Genomic DNA, 17,098 nt, shown 5'->3' with positions numbered 1-17,098 from the left:
GTCTCCTGCCTTGTTGTTGGACGTGGTGTTGTCCGGGTTATCGGTTGTGGACTTTCTCTTTTCAGACACAGGCATTGCCAAGGACGTTACAGGGAAGAAGCGGACTTCGCGATGAAACGCCGGTCGCGCGCCGCGCGCCAGCGGGCAACCAGATTCGGTATCAGCACCGATGCCAGCAGCAGCACGCCGGTGACGATGGTGAGCGTTTCGCTGGACACGTCGTCGAGCGTCAGCGCGTTTTTTAGCGCGCCGATGATCAGCAGCGACAGCAGCACGCCGATCATCGAACCGCGTCCGCCGAAAATACTCACGCCGCCGAACAGCACCGCCGCGATCACCGACAACTCGAAACCTTCGCCGTTGTCGCCGCGCGCGCTGGTAAAGCGCAGGGTATAGACGACGCCCGCCAGCGCGCTCATCGCGCCGGACAGCACGAACAGACGCAAGCGGATCTTCGCCACTTCGATGCCGGAGAACGCCGCGGCGGTCGGATTCGCGCCAATGGCGTAAAGACTGCGGCCGAACGCCGTGGATTGCAGCAGCACGGTGAACAGCACCGCGCCGACGATCACGATGACAAACGGCAACGGGATAAAACTCCCGCCTAGCGTGTCCATGCCGAACGCCGTATAAGCGGGCGGGAAATCCGCCACCGCCTGGTCGCCGAGCAATACGTAGGCGAGGCCGCGAAACAGCGCCAGCGTGCCGATCGTGACCGCGAGCGAAGGCAGATTGAGCTTGACGATCACGAGGCCGTTCAGCAAGCCGGCCAACGCGCCGGCAACCAGCACCAGCACGATCACGAGCGGCATCGGCAAGCCCATGTGCCACAGCACGCCCATCAACGCGCTGGATGCGCCCAGCACCGACGCCACCGACAGGTCGATTTCGGCGGCGACGATGATCAGCGTCATCGGCAGCGCCATCAGCGCGATCTCGGTCAGATCGGCCAGCACGTTGCTCAGATTCGCGCCGGTCAGAAACACCGGCGACAACAAACGTCCGAGCGCGAGCGAGAGAATCAGCACGATCACCAGCAGCACTTCCCATTGCAGCGGCGTTTCGCGTTTGCGCGTGAGCAGCGCGGAATCGGGTTTAGCCATGATCGCGTTTCCTCATCATGCGTTTGGCGACGGAGCGGGCCAGCAAGGTATCGGCGGTGATCGCGGCGACGATCAGCGCGCCTTCGATGGCTTGCTCCCAGAACGGCGACACGTGCAGCACCACCAGCGCGATGCTGATCACACCAAGCACGAGCGCGCCGAGCGTCGCGCCGAGAATCGTGCCGACGCCGCCGGTGATCGCGACGCTGCCCACCACGGCGGCGGCCACGACCTGCAGTTCGATGCCCTTCGCGGTACTCGCATCCACGGTGCCGAAGCGGGCCAGCCACAACGCGCCCGCAAAACCAGCGATCGCACCGGACAGCAGGAACCCCGCCATCACGCGACGCTCGACGTTCACACCGGCCAGACGCGCCGCCTCCGGATTCGAGCCGATCGCGTAGTGTTCGCGGCCGCCGCGAAACTGCTTCAGATACACGGCAAGACCGATAAGCACGACGATAGCGATCAGCGCGAGCGTCGGAATGCCGAGGAACGTGCCGGTGGCAAGACGCGAAAACGCATCGGGCAAGCTGGTGGCGTTGATCTGCCCGCCGTGCACCCACGCGTAGTCCGCGCCGCGAAAAATGTACAGCGTGGATAGCGTCGCGACGAGCGACGGCACGCGCCCTACCGCGACGAGGAGCGCATTGATGCTGCCCGCCACGAGACCGATGGCAAGCCCCGCCCCCAACGCGACGATCACCGGCATATGCGGAAACGCGACATACAGACTGCCGACCGCATACGCGCTGATGCCGACTGTCGATCCGACCGAGAGATCGATATGCCGCATCAGGATTACCACGGTCATGCCGGCTGTCAGCAAGCTGATAATCGACACATTCAGCAACACGTCGCGCAGATTCTGCAGATTCAGAAACTGCGGCTTCGCGAGCCCGGTGCCCACGATCAACAGAACCAGCACGACAAAGAGCGTCGTCTCGCGGCTCTTCGCAATGCTCGCGGCAAAGCCGCCCGGCGAACTCGCCACGCGTTTCGGGACCGGCGCCTGCACCGGCGCGGGATGGGTGGAAGAATGGCGCATCATGCGGCGTGTCCCAGCGGTGAAATCGGTTGGCCGAGCGCGGCGCCCATGATGCGTTCCTCGTCGGCATCGGCGCGCGCTATATCCGCGCTGATACGCCCCTCGTGCATCACCAGCACGCGGTCGGCCATGCCGAGGACTTCCGGCAATTCGCTCGAAATCATCAGCACCGCCATGCCGTCGCGCACCAGTTCGGCGAGCGCGCTATACACCTCGGCCTTGGCGCCGACATCGATGCCGCGCGTGGGTTCGTCGATGATCAGCACTTTCGGCCCGGTGGCCAGCCATTTGCCGAGCACGACCTTCTGCTGATTGCCGCCCGACAACGTGCCAACCGGCGCGTTGGGATCGCCTGCCTTGAGGCGCAGGCGCGTGCCCCATTGATTAGCAAGCTGCGTCTCGCTGCGCGTCGAGATGAGGCCGTGTTTGACGAGCCGTCCCAGCACCGTCATCGAGGCATTGCGCGCGATGCTCAATTCCAGCGCGAGTCCTTGCTGCCGGCGGTCCTCCGGCACCAGCGCGAGTCCGGCGCGCACCGCGGCGGCGGGCCGGCCTGCCGTCAGACGCTCGCCGGCGATCCAGATTTCGCCCGAATCGAGCGGATCGATGCCGAAGATCGCCCGCGCGACTTCGCTGCGTCCCGCGCCGACGAGTCCGGCCAGCGCCACGATCTCGCCCGCGCGCACGTCGAAGGAAATGTCCTTGAACACGCCGATGCGCGTAAGACCGCGCACCGACAGCCGCACTTCGCCGGGCGGCCGGTCGGCCTTGGGATAGAACGTTTCCAGATCGCGGCCGACCATTTTGGTGACGATCGCCTCGGTGTTGAGATCGGCGGTCAAACCGTCGAAGACTTTCGCGCCGTCGCGCATGATCGTGACGCGTTGTGTCAGCGCGAATACTTCGTCAAGACGGTGCGTGATGAACAGAATCGCCACGTCACGCTCGCGCAGCTTGCGCACGATGGCAAAAAGCCGTTCCACTTCGGGCAGCGACAACGCCGCCGTGGGCTCGTCCATGATCAGCACGTTGGCGTTCAGCGACAACGCCTTGGCAATTTCGATCACCTGCTGATCGGCAATCGACAAACCACGCACCAGTTGATCGGCGCGCAGATCGACGCCAAGCGACGCCAGCAAGCCATCCACCTCGCGGCGCATCGCGTCGTACTGAATCCGGCCGATGCGGTCGACCGGCTGCCGCCCCATGAAGATGTTCTCCGCGATCGACAGATCGAAGAACAACGTCGGTTCCTGATAGATGACCGCGAGGCCGGCGTCGCGTGCCTCGGCGGGTGTCGCGAAGCGGCGCGCCTCGCCGTCCACCAACAACTCGCCAGTGTCCGGCTGATGCACGCCCGCGAGAATCTTCACGACCGTCGATTTGCCCGCGCCGTTTTCGCCGAGCAAGGCATGCACCTCGCCCGGCCAGAGCGCGAGGTCGCCGTCGGATAGCGCGCGAACCCGCCCGAACGATTTACTCGCATGCCGTAATTCGAGCCTCGGCACAGCGGATGTGGGTTGCTGCACTGCGTGTCTCCTTCTTGTTCGTGTACCCAGATCTTTCAAATGCGGTAGCAACGTTCCGCGTTACGGCAAAACAGCGCTTCCTTTTCGGCGACACTCGCGCCCTCGACAATCGAAGCATACGCGTGCCACAAATCCGCGTAAGAGCCGAACAGGCGGTCGACCGGAAAGTTCGAGGCGAACATCGCGCGCTCGACGCCGAACGTATCGATCGTTTCGAGCACGTAAGGCCGCAGGCTTTCAACGGTCCACCGATGATCGAACATCGCGAGTCCGCTGATTTTCACGGCGACATTCGGGCAGCCTGCGAGCAAGCGCATGCCTTCGCGCCATGCACGATAACCGGCCACGCTGCTGCGGTCGACGAACATGCCCGCGTGATTGATCACGAACTGCGTGTCGCCATGCGCGCGCGCCAACGCCGCCGCCTCTTCCATCTGCGACGGATACAGTTGCAAGTCGAACGACATGTCGTAGCGGCGCAGCAACGCGAAGTGCTCGCGCCACTGCGGCTCGCGCATGAAATGACGGCCGACGTAATCGAACAGCTTGTTCTCGTGCACGTTCAAAATCTGCCGGATGCCACGCGTATTGGCGAACGACGCATGCGCTTCGAGCAAGGCCGGCGCATTCGGCGCGGACAAATCCACCGCGGCGACGATCGCGTTCGGCATGCCGCGCGATTCCTTTCGATCCGCAATGGACTGCAGCCAGCGCGTTTCTTCGACCGGATCGGCGGGATCGTGATTCGCTTCGACGTGCACGAGTTTCAGCACGTCGATGTCGCCCGCTTCGCCCAACAGATCGTCTAGCAGGTAATCGTGCTTCAGATCGCGCGCGTCCCCCACGAACGACACGCCCGGGTTTTCCAGCCACGGATAGCGATGCGTTTTCAGATCCCACAAATGGATATGCGAATCGACCACCTGCATGCGACATCCTCCGTCCGGTGAAGATCGTTTCGAGGTTTGAGATCCAGTCGGATCGGATCAACTCAGCGAAATCAAATGAAAGACCGGTTCGAGCGGCTGTTGCACCGGCGTGTGATCCGGGGCCGTCTGCATGATGTCGGCCATGTAATCCCACCATTTGCGCATCACGTCGAGTTGCGGCAGTTCGTCCATGGTGTGATGGGTGTTTCGCGTGAGCACGGCGAAAAGATGATCCGAGTCTGGATCGAAGAAAATCCGATAGTCGCGCACACCGGCGTTGTGCAAAGCATCAACCAGCTCAGGCCAGATTTGCGCATGACGTCGTTCGTATTCCTCGCGCATGCCGGGGTTGAGCACCATCCGGAAAGCGATTGTCTCCATTGCGGCCTGTCTCCCGTCGTATCCGGGCGCTTTTCCAGCGAAACGTGGAAGCGTCTGGAACGACTATAATTCCTGCGTCGATAGCATCTCAATCCGTTGTTGGGATTGGGCGATCCACAAACCGAATCGCACCCGCCCCATGAGCCAACACTCAGCAACCGTCGCACTCGTCAACCGGCTCAAGTTCAAGCACCTCGCGCTGCTCGTCGCACTCGACGACGCGCGCAATCTCCATCAGGCCGCCGAGGCCGTCAACGTGGCCCAGCCGAGCGCGAGCCGCATGCTCGGCGATATCGAAGAAGCGTTCGGCTTTCTGCTGTTCGAGCGCAACGCGCGCGGCATGACGCCCACGCCGCTCGGCGTCGTCACGCTGGCTTATGCGCGGCGCGCGCTGGCCGAACTGACCCGTTTCGCCGAAGACCTCGACGTGAAACGCCGCGGCGGTCACGGGCAACTGACGGTCGGCGCGATCATGGGCGCCGCGCCCGATCTGCTCGCCATGGCGGTCGCCGCGCTGAAAACCGAAAGCCCGCTGCTGAACGTGCGCATTCTCGGCGAAACCAGCGACCAGGTCGTGCAATTGCTGCATCGCCGCGAAGTTGACTTGGCGCTCGGGCGCCTCACGAGTCCGTTGCAACATAACGATTTCAGCTTCGAACCGCTCGCGCGCGAGACTTTGCTGCTGGTGGTGCGTTCGGTGCATCCGCTCGCGCAGCGCGCGCGCCTCACCCTGCGTGAGCTGATCGACTGGCCGTGGGTGGCGCAACCCGTCACCAGTCCGGCGCGCGTGCTGTTCGAAGAGGAACTTGCGCGTGCGGGGCTGGCCACGCCTGTGAACCTGACCGAATGCGCGTCGATATTCGCCACGCTGCAATTGCTCGAGAATTACGATGCGGTGGCGATGCTGCCCGAGTCGGTCGTGCGCGATCATTTGCGCGGCAAATTGCTCGTCGCATTGCCGCTCGAAATCGGCAAGTCTCTCTCCGGTTTCGGCATTCTCACGCGCAAGGAAGAACCGCTCGCCGAACCGGCGTTGCGTTTCATCGACCTGTTGCGCGGTTTCTCGCGCAAGCTCAAGCGCGACGACACCTCCGCGGCCGCTGCCGACTCCGTGATCTTGTCTTCGGCTCCCGTGAACTGAAATCGGCATCGCCGCGTTACTGCAGGTTGACGAAGAGACCGCCGTCCACCAGCAACGCCGCGCCCGTCACATAGCGCGCGCGGTCGGAAGCGAGGAACGTCACGCAATCGGCGACATCTTCCGGACGACCCAGTCTGCCCAAAGGAATGCGCTTTTCGAAGTACGCTTTCTTGGCCTCGTCGGCGAGGTCTTCCGCGTTCAGATCGGTTGCGATGGTGCCCGGCATCACCGAGTTGCAGCGAATGCCGTACGGTCCCAGCGCGACCGCGCAGGATTGCATCAGCGAATGCACGCCCGCCTTGGTCGGCGTGTAATGCGTTTGCATGCCGCCGCCCACCAACGCGCTAATCGAACTCGTCGCCACGATCGCGCCGCCCGTGCCTTGCAACTTCATCTGCTGCGCGGCGGCTTGCGTGACGTAGAACGCGCCGTTCAGATTGACGGCCACCGTCGACTCCAGCACTTCCGGCGGCATGTCGAGAAAGGCGTGGAACGGACAGATGCCGGCGTTGCTGGCGAGCACGTCGACTTTTCCAAAAGCTTCGACTGTATGGCGCACCAGTTGCTGACCGGTTTCGCGCGCGGCGACATTGCCCTCGATCGCAATCACGCGCCGCCCCAGCGCCTCGATTTCGCCGACCACTTCCGCGACGGCGGAGCGGCGTCCATACGATGCGTCGCTATCGCCCCAGTAGTTGATCGCCACGTCCGCGCCTTCGGTTGCACACGCAACCGCTATCGCGCGGCCGATGCCACGCGAGCCGCCGGTGACGATCACGACCTTGTCCTTGAGCAGCACGTCATTCTCCTTTTATGTTTCGACCTTGCGACGGGGTTACGCGCAATCACCGCGGATAAGGCCGCACCAACGCACATTCCGGATTCAGCCTCACGCCGAAACCCGGCGTGTCCGGCACCTTCATGCGTCCATTCACCGGCACCGGCTCATCGAGCAGCAGCGGCGTGAACATCGGCACGACCTCGTCGGCCTTGGGCGCCATCATCAGAAACTCGGCGAACGGCGAGTTGTGCCGCGTGACCACGAAGTGATAGCTATACACCGATGAACCGTGCGGCACCACCATCACATTGTGCGCATCGGCGAGCGCGGAGATCTTGATCAATTCGGTGATGCCGCCGCACCAGCCGACATCCGGCTGAATCAGATCGCAGCATTGCATCTCCAGCAGCATGCGAAAGCCCCAGCGCGTCGCTTCGTGTTCGCCGGTCGACACCATCATGCCGCGTGGCACGTTACGGCGCAGTTCGGCGTAGCCCCAGTAGTCGTCGGGCGGCAGGCATTCTTCGATCCATTTGAGGCCGTATTCGTGCGCCGCTTGCGCGAGCCGCGTCGCATACGGTACGTCGAGGCTCATCCAGCAGTCGTACATCAGCCAGAAGTCGTCGCCCACGCGGCTGCGCATGTCCGCGAGCTTTTCCAGGTTCTGCTTGAGGCCCGCCTCGCCTTCGGCCGGACCATGCTGCAACGGCAGCTTGCCGCCGATGAAACCCATCTCCTTCGCAAGATCAGGCCGCGCGCCGGTTGCGTAGAACACGAGTTCGTCGCGCACCGGACCGCCCAATAGCTGGTACACCGGCTCCTTGCGCACTTTCGCGAGCAGATCCCACAACGCGAGATCAACGCCCGAAATCGTATTCAGCACCACGCCTTTGCGGCCGTAGTACAAAGTGGAGAAGTACATCTGATCCCACATCTTCTCGATGTCGGTCACGAGTTGGCCTTCGAGAAAACGCGCCAGATGTTTCTCGACGATGAACGCGCCGATCTCGCCGCCCGTGGTCACCGCGAAACCGACAGTGCCGTCGCTCGCTTCGATCTCCACGACCAGCGTGCCGAGCACATTGATGCCGAACGACTGGCGGCTCTGGCGATACTCGGGATAACGCGCCATCGGCGTGGAGATGTGATCGTCGATCCAGTGTCCGCCGGGTTGGTCGTGATAGTCCGCACCGCCGCCGCGGACGATGAAGGCACGCACGTGCCGGATGGTAGGCATGGCCATGAATGGGGCTCCGTTATGAGTGCGTCGAGCGAGCGCCTAGCGGGCGCGATGCAGTAAGGTTTCGAAAGTCGTGTGCGGCTGGGCGGGATCGCGGCGCAACAGCGTGCCGATCAGCAGCGCGGCGAGCAGACTCGACACGCCCAGCACAACCAGTCCCGCCGACGTCGACGAAAATGCACGTTCCGCCGCGGTGCGCAAGCTCGGCGCAATGAAGCCGCCGAGTCCGCCGAGCGAATTGATCAACGCGATGCCGCCCGCCGCGGCGGCTCCCGTGAGGTAACGCGTGGGAAAGGTCCAGAAGAGCGGCTGCGCCGCGATGAAACCGCTCGCCGCGCAACACAGCGCGAGCAGGCCGAGCAACGGGCTATGCACGAGTCCCGACACACCGATCCCGAGTCCCGCGACAATCAGCAACGCCACCGCCCAACGCCGATGCTCACCAGTGCGATCCGCGCGCAGCGGCACATACCAGGTCACGGCCAATGCGCACAACCACGGCAACGCGGCGACGAGTCCCACACGCAAACCGACCGTCGTGCCAAGGAATGCGGCCACCTGTTGCGGCAAATAGAAGATCACGCCGTACACGCTCATCTGGATCAACAGATAGATCGCCGACAGCAGCAACACGCGACGATCCACCAGCGCCGCGAGAATGCGATGCGGGCCGTGCGCGGACGCAAGCAGCGCGTCGTCGTCGAGAGCCGCGCGCAAGCTGGCACGCTCTTGCGGTTCGAGCCAACGCGCGTCTTCGGGACGATTGTCGAGATACCAGAAGGCCCACACGCCCACCACCGAAGCCAGCGCGCCCTCCACCAGAAAGAGCCATTGCCAGCCGGTCAGGCCAAGTGCACCGTGCAATTCGAGTAGCGAGCCCGACAACGGGCTGCCGAAAATAAACGCCAGCGGCGCGCCGAAATAGAACACGCCCACCGCGCGCGCCCGGAACGATTGCGGAAACCAGTGCGTGAGGTAATAGATCACGCCGGGAAAGAAACCGGCCTCCGCGACGCCGAGCAGAAACCGCAGCGTGTAGAACGCCGTCGGCGTATGAGCGAGGCACATGGCCGCCGATACAAGCCCCCACGTCACCATGATCCGGCACATCCACACGCGCGCGCCGACCCGATGCAACAGAAGATTGCTCGGCACCTCGAACAACGCATAGCCGACGAAAAACACGCCCGCACCGAAGGCAAACGCTGCATTGGACAAACCCGTGTCGTGCTGCAAGGCCTTCTGCGCGAACCCGATATTGGCGCGATCGAGAAACGCCAGCACGTACATCAACAGCAGAAACGGCAGCAGCCGGCGCATTACCTTGCTGTTGATCGCTTCGAGTGAAACGGGCGCATGCGCTTCCATATCGTCTCCTTCACAGAGCGCGCGCGTGGCGGCTCTGCGTTTTCTTGTGTTCCGCTACCGAGGTCAGGCATCGCGTGATGCCGCGGCGCCTCAGTACGTTGCGCGACCGCCTGACAAGTCGAATACCGACCCGGTGCTGAACGCGCAGTCCTCGGACGAGAGCCACAGAATCAGCGACGCCGCTTCTTCCGGCAACAGGAAACGGTTCATGGGAATCTTCGAGAGCATGTAGTCGATGTGTTGCTGCGACATCGAATCGAAGATCTCGGTTTTGGCTGCGGCCGGCGTGACGGCGTTGACGAGAATGTTCTTCGTCGCGAGCTCTTTACCGAGCGATTTGGTCAAGCCGATGAGCCCTGCCTTGGAGGCGCTGTAGTGCGAGGCGTTCGGGTTGCCTTCCTTGCCGGCCACCGACGCGATATTGACGATCCGGCCATAGCCCTGCTTGAGCATTTGCGGCACGACCGCGCGGCAGGTGAGATATGGGCCGATCAGGTTCACGTCGATCACGCGGCGCCAGACGTCGGGCTCCAGTTCCCACGTGGCGCCGTTGCCGCCAGTGATGCCGGCGCAATTGATCAGCACGTCGATCGCGCCGTGATCGGCGACGGTTTGCGCCACGGCCTGCGCGACGGCGGCTTCCTGCGTGAGTTCGACGGTGACGGCCGTGACTTTGCCCAGTTCGCTGAGCTCGCGCTGGCTGCGCGCGAGGCGGTCCGCGTCCACGTCCCATAGCGCGACCGAGGCGCCCGAGTTCAGCGCCCGTTGCGCCACCGCGTAGCCGATGCCACGCGCGCCGCCGGTAATGGCGACTACGCGCCCCTCCAGATCGATTCGATTCATCGCTTTGCTCCTGTGGCAGGCCTGAGCGGCGTGCCTTTGTGTTGTTGTATGCCGGCTGGTTGTGCTGTCAGTGCTGCTGGTGCTGCTTGTGCTGACGGTTCAGCCAATATACGAGCGCTGCGATGCGCTAACAATTCGAGTATTGGAGGGGGTGATAACAAAAGTGGATCGAGGAGCGCGAGGCAAACCCTGGTAGTAAACCGCCCCTCCCCGTCATTGAAACTTCACATATTGACGCGACAATCGCGCCACTGAGAGAGAGCGGGCTGTTGTTGCCCAAAAAAATCGAATGCAAATCCAGCTGAATATACCGGCCAGCAGAGTCAGTTTTCATCGGGGATTCGGTCTGCGTGCGAGTACGACGCCTACAGGCGATGGTTTGCACTCGGCGGACCTGGTCATCGAAGAACCCGGACGCCCTCCGCAAGCGTTCAACTCGCTGGACTTCTTCTACGACCACGAACAGGCAATCAGCTATGCAACCGTTTGGGGGCGTATCTGGGTCGACTCGAAGATGTAGATCGCTTCATCAAGCGTCTGTGCCTCCGTCACCGTTGCCAGGGCGACGCCCTATTCCTGCGGCAGCGCATGCACGCCCACTAGTCCATGCTAGTGCAGCGCAATCGCGCTTAAACCTCGGAAGGACGGGCCAATCCAACCCCTTTTTCTTTATTTTTTTGCACTTGCACAACCGCTCCATCGGGCCGGATACTGATTCGGCCCGCGATGTCTCCGGGTGCATCAGTCTTCGCCCGCCACACGCGGGCTTATTTCGAATGATGGATGCGAACGTCAGGAGGCGCCATGGAAGTCTGCGATGGATGCTCCGACATCGACGGCCTGCCAGTCGATGTGCAACGGCAGGACAACCTCACGCTCATCGGTGTCGCGGAGTGCAACGGCACGCTCGTCCTCGAGCACTATCGCTGCGATAAATGCCGGGCCGTGATCGCCAGACAATTCACGGGCGACTCGGACGAACGGATCTGGAGCGTAATCGAAGCCTCTCAGTAGGCAAGCGACGCCGCCATTCGCCACCTCGGTGCAATTCACGGTGAACGCCTACAATCAGCAAGGCATGCCGCGGCACACACACGCCGCAGCGCTTCCCTGTTGATTCCGGAGGAACCATGAGTCGAACCGAGACTGCATTGATTGTCGGCGCGGGCAAGGGCCTGAGCGCCTCCCTCGCACGCCTGCTTTCGGCGGAGGGCATGCAGGTCGCGCTCGCCGCCCGCGATACCAGCAAACTGACGGACCTGGTCGATGAGACGGGCGCCCTGCCCGTGAGTTGCGACGCCAGTCAAGCGGACCAGGTCACAGCACTCTTTGAACGTGTGGAAAAAGCATTCGGCGTCCCCGATCTCGTGGTCTACAACGCAAGCGGCCGCTATCGCGCGCCAGTTGAAGCCATCGAACCACAGAAGCTCGAAGACGCCTTCAAGGTGACCGCCTTCGGCGGCTTTCTTGTCGCCCAGGCCGCGGCGGTGCGCATGCTGGCGCGCCGCCACGGCACGGTACTGCTGACCGGCGCAACGGCCAGCGTGAAAGGACTGCCCGGCTCGACGCCCTTCGCCATGGGTAAATTCGCGCTACGAGGCATGGCCCAAAGCATGGCGCGCGAGCTTGCGCCGAAGAACATTCACGTTGCGCATTTCGTGATCGACGGCGGCATCGCCAGTAGCGCGAGAGGTCCGGAAGACGGCGACGCGGACGACAAATGGCTGGACCCCGATGCGATTGCAAGGGAATACCTTCACATTCATCGCCAGCATCGCAGCGCGTGGACGTGGGAAGTCGAACTGCGACCGTGGGTCGAGCGGTTCTAGGCTTCGTTGTTCGTCGGAACTATCGAACCAGGAATCCGTAGGTGAGCGGATCCCGTTCATCGACAATCCAGGTCGCGAAGCCGCAGACAAAAGCGTTGCCTTCGACTTCCGGAATGACGGCCTTGAAATCACCCACCGTCGTCTCGCTCAGAACGCGCCCTTTGAACACGGTGCCAATAATGGACTCGTTCACCAGGGTGTCGTCCTTGCCCAGCTTCCCTCGCAAATAAAGCTGCGCGACCCGGCCTCCGGTTCCGGAGCCGGTCGGTGAACGGTCCACCTCACGGTCGGCGAACACACAACAGTTCGCTTGCGTCGAATCCGCATGCCGCGGCGCATTCGCAATGATGGTGCCGTAGATGTGGTTGATCTCGGGGATGTAGGGATGCTCGACAGGAAACGCCTTGTTGGCCGCCTGCTTGACTTCAGCACCGAAGCGGATGAGTTCTTCCACCGACGACTCCCGCACCGCGAGACCATGCGGCTCGCCATCGGTGTAAAAGTAGAACGCGCCGCCGAACGCGATATCGCCCGTCACCGAACCGAACGACGGCGTCTCGACGGTCACGTCCTGCTTCCAGATAAACGACGGCACGTTGACGAAGCGAACGTTGCCGGCGTGCTCGCCATCCCACTTCACGAATGCTTCGATGAACCCGCACGGCGCGTCGATACCCACGCGCGTTTCGGGTATCTCACGCTGAACCCAACCCAGTTCGACCGCCGCCGTCGACAACGCGATGACACCGTGGCCGCAATGGTCGCTATACCCTTCATTGTGAAGGAAGATGATGCCGAAGTCGGCATTGGGGCTGACCGGTTCCGTCAGATACCCGCCGTACATATCGGCATGCCCACGCGGTTCGAACATCAAAGCCCGGCGGATATCGTCGGCGTTTTCCTTCAGCCATGCGCGCCGCTTGACGATCGTGTCGCCGGGCAGACGCGGCAAACCGCTGGTGACAATGCGGAATGCCTCGCCGCCGGTGTGAACTTCAACAGTCTGGATAGTGCGTGAAATTTTCATGTTTGCTTCATGAAGTCAATGGGTCGCTTGCCGTTACTGTCCGTAAGGGGCCGGCAAGCCGTTCTTGATGATGTACACGGTCGTCGGCGCGCCCTTCAGGTCGCCGAACTCGTCGAACGAATAGGTGCCCGCGACGCCCTTATAGTTTTCCTTCGCGAGTTGCGCGGTCAGCTTGGCTTTGTCTGTTGTCGTTCCCGCCTTTACCATCGCGTCGGCTAGCAACTTGACGCCGTCGTAATAGCTCACGGCATAGACCTGCGTATCGATGTTGTAGGCTGCCTTGTACTTTTGCAGGAATTCGCGGCCGGCCGCTGTCTTCTCCAGCGCAATGCCGCCCTGCGCGCAATAGACGATCGATGCCGCGTCGCCCGCGACCTTGCCCATGTCAGCCGAGCAGATGCCGTCGCCGCCGAGCAGCTTCGCCCTGAGTCCGCGTTGGCGCATCTGTTTGGCCATCGGCGCCCCCTGCGACGCGTACCCGCCGAAGAAAATCACGTCGGGATTTTTGGCCTTGATGGTGGTCAGAATACCGAGGAAGTCGGTCGCCGACGAACTGGTGAACTCCTGAGCCACGATCTGAATCCCGTTCGCCTTGGCGACCTTCACGAACTGCTCGGCGACACCTTGACCGTACGCGGTGCGATCGTCGATGACAGCGGCCGTTTTGGCCTTCAACGTCTTCGCGGCGAACTGCCCCATCGTGCCGCCCAGCTGCTCGTCGCTCGCGCCGATCCGGAAGATGTTCTTGAAGCCCTGCTTCGTCAGCGCCGGGTTCGATGCGACCGGCAGCATCGGCACATTTCCAGTGTTGTAGACGCGCGAGGCGGGAATCGCCACGCCCGAGTTATACGGTCCGACCACGGCGACCACGCCGCTGTCCACCAGCTTCTGCGCAACCTGCACGCCGATTTTCGGGTCCGCCTGATCGTCTTGCGAGTCCAGTTTAAAGGTGACCTTCTGACCCGCGACGGTGACGCCCGCCTTGTTCAGCTCGTCGATGGCGAGCCGCGCTCCGTTCTCGTTGTCCTTGCCGTTCGGCGCCTGCGGACCGGTGAGGGGTGCCGAATGACCGATGGTGACGGCAAGCTGGGCACTCGCGGACAAGGTGAAACCAGCGGCCATCAATGCGGCCGCAGTCATTGCAAGACATCGCATACCGGACTCCGATTGGACTTGGGAGCAGTCACCTTATGCTCAATTGGGTTCCAGTTCAATCGAGCGGTACGCCAGGCTCCGGCTCTGCGGATGACCCGCGACATCGCGTACGGGCTCGAAAATCGTCAAAGCCGTAGTAGTTCGTTTTTCATCCACTCGTGGACCGCGTGACTCAATTCCTGCTGCGTCATGTCCTGCGGAGACAACGGCGGTCCGACCACCACGCGAATGTGCCCGCGGCCATCGGGCCAGCCTTTGGTCGGCCAGACCTTGCCCGCGTTCAACACCACGGGCACAGCCGGCACGCCGGTCGCGCACGCCAATCGAACGCCGCCCGACGTCATCCGCAACGGCGCATCGTGCGCCACCCGGGTGCCCTCCGGGAAAATCACGACGACATCGCCCTTGGCCAGCCTCTCCGCGCTTTCCTTCGTCACAGCCTGGTGAGCCTGTCGGGCGGAGCCACGGTTCAGGCTGACCATATCGAGACCACGCAACACCCAGCCGAAGAACGGGATGCGCAGTAGATCTTCCTTGAACACGAAACTGATGCGGCGCGGAAACAGCGCGAGAAACGCGAGGGTTTCCCAAGTGGATTCGTGACGGCAAAGGATGATCGCAGGACCGTCCGGAAGGTTGTCGAGCCCGTCCACCGAACATGAAACGCCGGGTAGCCAACGCATGATGAAAACCAGCGCACGACACCACTGCTTGGCGAGCCAGTATCGCCCAGCGCGTCCGACGAACGGAAAGAGAAGCAGGATGAGAATTGAATACAGCGTGCCGCTACCGAGAAGGTAGACGATAAAAAGCCATTTGGTGAAAGTTGAGCGCATCGGGACCTGAATCGGATGATAAGCGGCGGAAGGATTTCATGGTAACGCGTTGAGACTCCGACGTGAGTGATACGTTCGGTCGCGCGCGCGGAAACGCGCGCCGGACGCTCCCGCTGCTCACTGATGGATTGAATTCGAGTCGCCTTCGCAGCTCTTTATCCCGCATCCGTTTCTGGGAGACGCCCGGCGCACTCAGAACGGCCCACGGCTCGCGAGTCTGGCATATTCGTCATTGAGCGTCCCAATGCGCCGCCGGTATGCATCGAGCAGACACGACTGCTTACCGCCACATGCCTTTCTGGACTTCAGCCACGCCTGCTGCTCGTCCTGCATATTGCCCCGCGCGCCCATGGCAACCAGGCCCGTCAGCATCTGGTAGCGCACGGACATTTCGACGTCCATCTCGCTCAGTTGCCGTGATGCGCAGACAGCCTTTTCGTCCGGCAATCGTGCCCGGCCGCAGTCGAAGCTGGCAGCGAATGCGGAAGCGGAACTGAGCGTGGCCAATGCCAACAGCACCCATTGCAAGTGTCGTTTGATGCCTTGATCGCGTTGTCGATTCATCACTCTTTCGCGTTCGAGTTGAATTATCGTGAGCATGGTCCGAACTGCTGGACCGATACCCAACAATTATTCCGTACACGCCGGGCAAGCCACCGCTTCAGCGGCGACCTTCTGCTCGCTGCGGCCGAAGCTCGCCAGCGCGGCGAGCCCCAGCAACGCGAGGCCGCTACCGAGCAGAAAGTCGGCGGAAATCCCCACATGGTCGACCACCACACCGCCCACCAGCGACCCCAACGCAATTGCCACCTGAATGATGCTCACGAACAGTGCCGAGCCGGCCTCGGGCGAATCCGGCGTGGCGCGCTGAATCCAGATGCTGAAACACAGCGGCAACGCGCCGAAGGAAATGCCCCACGCAAGCACCAACGCCACGACGCCGAGCGTCGAATGCTGCAGCAGCGGCAGCAACACCAGTGCGAACATCAACAGCGAAACCATCGCGCCGACCGACACTTTCAGGTTGCGCGTCACCGTCGATGAAACCGCGAAGTTCGAGAAGAACCCGATAATGCCGAAGCCAAGCAGCAGCCACGTGATGGTCGACATGTCCAGATTCGCGTTGTGCAGCAGGAAAGGCGTGATGTACGTGTACGAGGAAAAATGCGCGCCGAAAACGAGCGCCACCATCAGCATGCTTCGGCGCGGATGCGGCCGGCGCAGCAGTGCCACCAGATCACGCAGACGCAGCGCGGCGGTCGACGGCAAGGACGGCACGAAGAAGAACTGCGCGACCAGCGCGACCGCCACCAGCACGCCGGTCGCCATGAACGACACGCGCCACGATGCGAAGCTCGCGATGAACGTGCCGAGGGGCACGCCGATCACCGTGGCGCACGTCACGCCGGTGAGGATCGTCGCCATGGCGCGCGCCGAATCCTTTGGCTTCACGAGACGTCCCGAGGCCGCCGTGGCCAAGGTCCAGAACCCGCCCAGCGCGGCGCCGAGCAGCGCGCGCCCGAGCAGCATGCAGAGAAAATTCGGCGCAAACGCGGAAATCAGATTCGACGCCAGCAGCAAAGCCGTCAGCAAAAGAAAGACCCGCCGGCGATCCATGCGCCCCGCCACCAGCATCAGACCCGGCGCAGAAATGGCCGCGATGACGCCGGGGACGGTGACCATCAGGCCGGCCGTGCCGGGCAACACGCCCAGATCCGCGGCGACGCGCGGCAACAGTCCGACCGGCAAAAACTCCGTCGTCACGAAAGCGAAAGCGCCGATGGCGACAGCCATGACAGCCAACCAGGAACGCAGGGACGACGACGCGCCATCGTCCAGCGAGGCCGTGCTCGCGGGCAGATTGTCTTCGATCAACATAATATTGTTT

Annotated in this window: 18 protein-coding genes; 4 read left to right on the top strand and 14 right to left on the bottom strand. The window is 62.6% G+C overall.

Translation table 11 applies throughout. The annotated features are described in order from the left end of the window. Positions 1-86: 86 nt before the first annotated feature. From PQR42_RS01305 to rhaM, 5 genes are read right to left on the bottom strand one after another with little or no spacing between them, the layout of a single operon-like run. Complete coding sequence (locus tag PQR42_RS01305) at positions 87-1,103, bottom strand: ABC transporter permease (protein ID WP_408384819.1); 1,017 nt, start codon at positions 1,101-1,103, stop codon at positions 87-89. Beyond that, positions 1,096-2,154 carry an ABC transporter permease gene (locus PQR42_RS01300; RefSeq protein ID WP_408384822.1) on the bottom strand — a complete coding sequence of 353 codons (1,059 nt, stop codon included), beginning with the start codon at positions 2,152-2,154 and terminating at the stop codon, positions 1,096-1,098. The genes PQR42_RS01305 and PQR42_RS01300 overlap by 8 nt, the downstream gene beginning before the upstream one ends. Next, entirely contained in the window at positions 2,151-3,680 is a 1,530-nt protein-coding gene (locus PQR42_RS01295; RefSeq protein WP_408209470.1) for a sugar ABC transporter ATP-binding protein, read from the bottom strand. The genes PQR42_RS01300 and PQR42_RS01295 overlap by 4 nt, the downstream gene beginning before the upstream one ends. A gap of 35 nt (positions 3,681-3,715) precedes the next feature. Next, entirely contained in the window at positions 3,716-4,609 is an 894-nt protein-coding gene (locus tag PQR42_RS01290) for an amidohydrolase family protein (RefSeq protein WP_408209473.1), read from the bottom strand. Positions 4,610-4,666: 57 nt separating this feature from the next. After that, positions 4,667-4,990 carry an L-rhamnose mutarotase gene (rhaM, locus tag PQR42_RS01285; protein ID WP_408384824.1) on the bottom strand — a complete coding sequence of 108 codons (324 nt, stop codon included), beginning with the start codon at positions 4,988-4,990 and terminating at the stop codon, positions 4,667-4,669. 139 nt (positions 4,991-5,129) lie between these two features. Between rhaM and PQR42_RS01280 the strand changes: the two genes are divergently transcribed. Then, positions 5,130-6,131 (top strand): LysR family transcriptional regulator, encoded by a 1,002-nt coding sequence (locus PQR42_RS01280; protein ID WP_408384827.1) that lies wholly within the window; start codon positions 5,130-5,132, stop codon positions 6,129-6,131. A gap of 16 nt (positions 6,132-6,147) precedes the next feature. On the opposite strand, the gene lra1 is transcribed toward PQR42_RS01280, so the two are convergent. From lra1 to PQR42_RS01260, 4 genes are all read right to left on the bottom strand, one after another. Continuing rightward, positions 6,148-6,930 (bottom strand): L-rhamnose 1-dehydrogenase Lra1, encoded by a 783-nt coding sequence (lra1, locus tag PQR42_RS01275; protein ID WP_408493542.1) that lies wholly within the window; start codon positions 6,928-6,930, stop codon positions 6,148-6,150. Positions 6,931-6,976: 46 nt separating this feature from the next. Next, positions 6,977-8,155, bottom strand: a complete 1,179-nt coding sequence (gene rhmD, locus PQR42_RS01270; protein ID WP_012427543.1) for an L-rhamnonate dehydratase — start codon at positions 8,153-8,155, stop codon at positions 6,977-6,979. Between the two features lie 36 nt (positions 8,156-8,191). Further along, the gene (locus PQR42_RS01265) at positions 8,192-9,520 is read right to left on the bottom strand and encodes an MFS transporter (protein ID WP_408493541.1); all 1,329 of its coding nucleotides are present in this window, start codon (positions 9,518-9,520) and stop codon (positions 8,192-8,194) included. 90 nt (positions 9,521-9,610) lie between these two features. Next, positions 9,611-10,363 (bottom strand): SDR family NAD(P)-dependent oxidoreductase, encoded by a 753-nt coding sequence (locus tag PQR42_RS01260; protein WP_132377485.1) that lies wholly within the window; start codon positions 10,361-10,363, stop codon positions 9,611-9,613. Between the two features lie 379 nt (positions 10,364-10,742). Between PQR42_RS01260 and PQR42_RS01255 the strand changes: the two genes are divergently transcribed. From PQR42_RS01255 to PQR42_RS01245, 3 genes are all read left to right on the top strand, one after another. Then, positions 10,743-10,883 carry a hypothetical protein gene (locus tag PQR42_RS01255; protein WP_408209489.1) on the top strand — a complete coding sequence of 47 codons (141 nt, stop codon included), beginning with the start codon at positions 10,743-10,745 and terminating at the stop codon, positions 10,881-10,883. Positions 10,884-11,167: 284 nt separating this feature from the next. Next, complete coding sequence (locus tag PQR42_RS01250) at positions 11,168-11,377, top strand: hypothetical protein (protein ID WP_408209492.1); 210 nt, start codon at positions 11,168-11,170, stop codon at positions 11,375-11,377. 116 nt (positions 11,378-11,493) lie between these two features. Beyond that, positions 11,494-12,192, top strand: a complete 699-nt coding sequence (locus PQR42_RS01245) for an SDR family NAD(P)-dependent oxidoreductase (protein ID WP_408384834.1) — start codon at positions 11,494-11,496, stop codon at positions 12,190-12,192. A gap of 19 nt (positions 12,193-12,211) precedes the next feature. Here PQR42_RS01245 and lhpH read toward each other — a convergent pair whose 3' ends face one another. The 5 genes from lhpH to PQR42_RS01220 all read right to left on the bottom strand — a co-directional run bounded on the left by lhpH (position 12,212) and on the right by PQR42_RS01220 (position 17,088). Next, the gene (gene lhpH, locus PQR42_RS01240; protein ID WP_408209497.1) at positions 12,212-13,219 is read right to left on the bottom strand and encodes a trans-3-hydroxy-L-proline dehydratase; all 1,008 of its coding nucleotides are present in this window, start codon (positions 13,217-13,219) and stop codon (positions 12,212-12,214) included. Positions 13,220-13,252: 33 nt separating this feature from the next. After that, positions 13,253-14,374: a branched-chain amino acid ABC transporter substrate-binding protein gene (locus tag PQR42_RS01235; protein WP_408209500.1), complete on the bottom strand. Its 1,122-nt coding sequence runs from the start codon at positions 14,372-14,374 to the stop codon at positions 13,253-13,255. Positions 14,375-14,499: 125 nt separating this feature from the next. Further along, positions 14,500-15,210, bottom strand: coding sequence for a lysophospholipid acyltransferase family protein (locus PQR42_RS01230; RefSeq protein WP_408384836.1), 711 nt, complete (start codon positions 15,208-15,210; stop codon positions 14,500-14,502). A gap of 192 nt (positions 15,211-15,402) precedes the next feature. Next, on the bottom strand, positions 15,403-15,810 hold the full coding sequence (locus tag PQR42_RS01225) for a lysozyme inhibitor LprI family protein (protein WP_408493540.1): 408 nt from the start codon (positions 15,808-15,810) through the stop codon (positions 15,403-15,405). A 30-nt stretch (positions 15,811-15,840) separates the two neighbouring features. Next, positions 15,841-17,088, bottom strand: a complete 1,248-nt coding sequence (locus PQR42_RS01220; RefSeq protein ID WP_408209507.1) for an MFS transporter — start codon at positions 17,086-17,088, stop codon at positions 15,841-15,843. Positions 17,089-17,098 lie beyond the last annotated feature (10 nt).

Origin of the sequence: Paraburkholderia sediminicola (assembly GCF_046027355.1) — a bacterium.
GTDB classification, from domain to species: domain Bacteria; phylum Pseudomonadota; class Gammaproteobacteria; order Burkholderiales; family Burkholderiaceae; genus Paraburkholderia; species Paraburkholderia sediminicola_B.
This window is presented reverse-complemented; position numbering and strand designations above follow the sequence as displayed.